4 protein-coding genes and 1 pseudogene are annotated in these 2,424 nt (G+C 68.6%); 2 read left to right on the forward strand and 3 right to left on the reverse strand.

What is annotated here, in order from left to right:
* On the forward strand, positions 1–519 hold a 519-nt coding region (locus tag VGF12_RS15025; protein WP_331176852.1), incomplete at its 5' end, for a peptidoglycan DD-metalloendopeptidase family protein.
* 140 nt (positions 520–659) lie between these two features.
* Here the strand turns inward: VGF12_RS15025 and VGF12_RS26235 are convergent.
* The 3 genes and pseudogenes from VGF12_RS26235 to yhbY form a co-directional block, all read right to left on the reverse strand.
* Positions 660–1,259: pseudogene (locus VGF12_RS26235) on the reverse strand (D-Ala-D-Ala carboxypeptidase family metallohydrolase); the annotation flags it as partial.
* Positions 1,177–1,554 carry an Mth938-like domain-containing protein gene (locus VGF12_RS15030; protein ID WP_331176853.1) on the reverse strand — a complete coding sequence of 126 codons (378 nt, stop codon included), beginning with the start codon at positions 1,552–1,554 and terminating at the stop codon, positions 1,177–1,179. The pseudogene VGF12_RS26235 and the gene VGF12_RS15030, both read right to left, overlap by 83 nt.
* Positions 1,555–1,577: 23 nt before the next feature.
* On the reverse strand, positions 1,578–1,883 hold the full coding sequence (yhbY, locus tag VGF12_RS15035; RefSeq protein WP_162336226.1) for a ribosome assembly RNA-binding protein YhbY: 306 nt from the start codon (positions 1,881–1,883) through the stop codon (positions 1,578–1,580).
* A 101-nt stretch (positions 1,884–1,984) separates the two neighbouring features.
* On the opposite strand from yhbY, the gene VGF12_RS15040 reads away from it, so the two are divergent.
* On the forward strand, positions 1,985–2,424 hold a 440-nt coding region (locus VGF12_RS15040), incomplete at its 3' end, for an RlmE family RNA methyltransferase (RefSeq protein WP_414710102.1).

The raw sequence follows: 2,424 nt of genomic DNA on the forward strand, positions 1-2,424 counted from the left end.
CTGTTCCCGGGCAGCGGCGTCAGCCGTCCTCCGGCGACGACCGCCACGACCACGCCGACGAAGCCGGCCACCGGCACGACCTCGCGTCCGGTCCCGCCGCCCGCGCCGGTCACCCGACCCGCTGCGCCGCCGGCTCCCGCGAGCAGCGGCTTCTCATGGCGCTGGCCTGCTGATGGTCACCTGATCGGTCGCTTCGTGGCGGGCGACGCCAGCAAGCAGGGCGTGGACATCGCAGGCAGCAGTGGGCAGGCGGTGCGCGCCGCTGCGGACGGCGTGGTGGTGTATTCCGGCGCGGGCCTGGTGGGCTACGGCGAGTTGATCATCGTCAAGCACAGCGAGGCCTGGCTTTCGGCGTATGGCCACAACCGCAAGCGGCTCGTCAACGAAGGCCAGAGCGTCAAGGCCGGGCAGCAGATCGCGGAAATGGGCAGCAGCGGCGCGTCGCGCGAGATGCTGCACTTCGAGATCCGCCACAACGGCAAGCCGGTCGACCCGCTGCAGTACCTGCCGCCACGCTGAGCGGCATCATGTGCGCGAGGTCGCCAGGGGAGCCGCCCGCTGGCGGCTGCTCCGGTTCGACCAGGAGACCTGACGCACAACGACGTCCCCCGGCGGTAGTCCGTGCCCCATGTGCGGTGCCCGGCGGTGTCGATGTGGATCCTCGTCGGCGTGTAGAAGCCCAGGCCCATCCGCAGCGAAGGGCCTTGCCTGCGCCAGAATTCGCACAGCGCTTCTGTGCGCGTGTCGTCGGTCAGGTCGAAATCGAGGGCGTTGTTGCGAAGATGGCGGCTGCGTGTGCTTCCGCCCGCGCACCGGTTCACCTCGGCGGAGCGGTAGCCAGAGCGGACATTGCCGCCGTCGACGATCCCCATGCGCTCCAACTGTGCCACCACGCGTAGCGTCGGCACGATCTTGTCCGCATGCTCGCGTGGCGGCAGCAGAAACTCCGGGCCGCAGGTGCGCCAGCGGCGACTGGACCGCAACAGGGCGGACATCGGAACCACCTCGCCAACGCCGGCCCGGGCCAGCGTGCCTTCGTAGTCGGCCAACGCCTTGGCGTCGGTGCTGCGTCGCCACGTTTCATAGCGCTCGGCGGCATCCGGGAGAAGAGGCGTACAGGCAGCAGTGACGAGGACGATGAGCAGCAGGAGCAGGCGCTGCAGCGTCACGCCGTGGTCAGCGTGGCGCCAACAGGAATCCGGCCACGACCTTGCGCGACTCACTGGCCAGCACGTTGAAGGTGCGGGCGGCCGCGGCATTGGTCATGACTTCGAGTCCCACGCCCTGGCGCAGGCAGGCGGCCATGACGGCGGCGGGCGGGAAGACCTGGCGTTCGCCCGTGCCCAACAGGACCACTTCCGGTTGCAGCGCGAGCAGCGGAAGCAGATCGTCCTGCGTCAGCGCAGCGCTGTCCTGGACCGGCCAGGCTTCGATGAGCTGCTGCGGCGAGAGGATGAAGCTGGATGACAGGGTGCGGTCGTTCACCCGGGCGACCTGGCCGTCGGCGGATCGCAGGGTGAAGGCGTAATCGGGAAGTTCGTGGCTGAGCTGCATGGCGGGCGGCCTGCGTGGCGGGCTCAGCCGCGCGGCAGCACGATCTGCCGGCGTTCCTTGCTGGGGCGGTACAGCACGGCGGTATGGCCGATCCGCTGCACCAGGGCAGCATCGGCCTGGTCGGCCAGCTCCCCGATCATGGCGTCGCGTGCCTCGCGGTCTTCACCGGCGACCTTGACCTTGACCAGTTCGTGCTGCTCGAGCACCGCGTCCAGTTCGGCGATGAAGGCCGGCGTGATGCCCTTGTTCCCGATCTGCAGCAGCGCCTTCAGGTCGTGGGCCTGGCCGCGCAGGAAACGGGTCTGGGCAGCGGTCAGGACTACAGGCATGCGGCACGGTACGGGTCGAAAAGGGGGATCAGGGTATCATGGCGACCCCCACGAACGGCTCCGGCGGCTCCCGTCGCAGCGTGCCCGGAGACCTTGCCGACATGGCCACCCGCAGCAAGAGCAGCCAGCGCTGGCTCAAGGAACACTTCTCCGATCCCTACGTGAAGAAGGCCCAGGCCGAGGGCCTCCGGTCCCGTGCCGCCTACAAGCTGGAAGAACTGCTGGAGCGCGACCGCCTGCTCAAGCCGGGCATGGTCGTCGTCGATTTGGGCGCCGCGCCGGGCGGCTGGTCGCAGTTCGTCCGTCAGGCAATGGGTAACAGCGGTCGGGTGGTGGCCATGGACATCCTGGACATGCCCCCGCTGGCGGGCGTGGACTTCCTTCATGGGGATTTCAGGGAAGACAGCGTCCTATCCCAGTTGGAAGCCATGCTGGACGGCGCGCCCGTGGACCTTGTGCTGTCCGATATGGCCCCCAATAAGAGTGGTGTGGATGCGGTGGACCAGCCGCGGATGATGCATCTGGCGGAGTTGGCGATGGA

It is taken from the genome of Roseateles sp., from assembly GCF_036404855.1.
Lineage (GTDB): Bacteria > Pseudomonadota > Gammaproteobacteria > Burkholderiales > Burkholderiaceae_C > Pelomonas.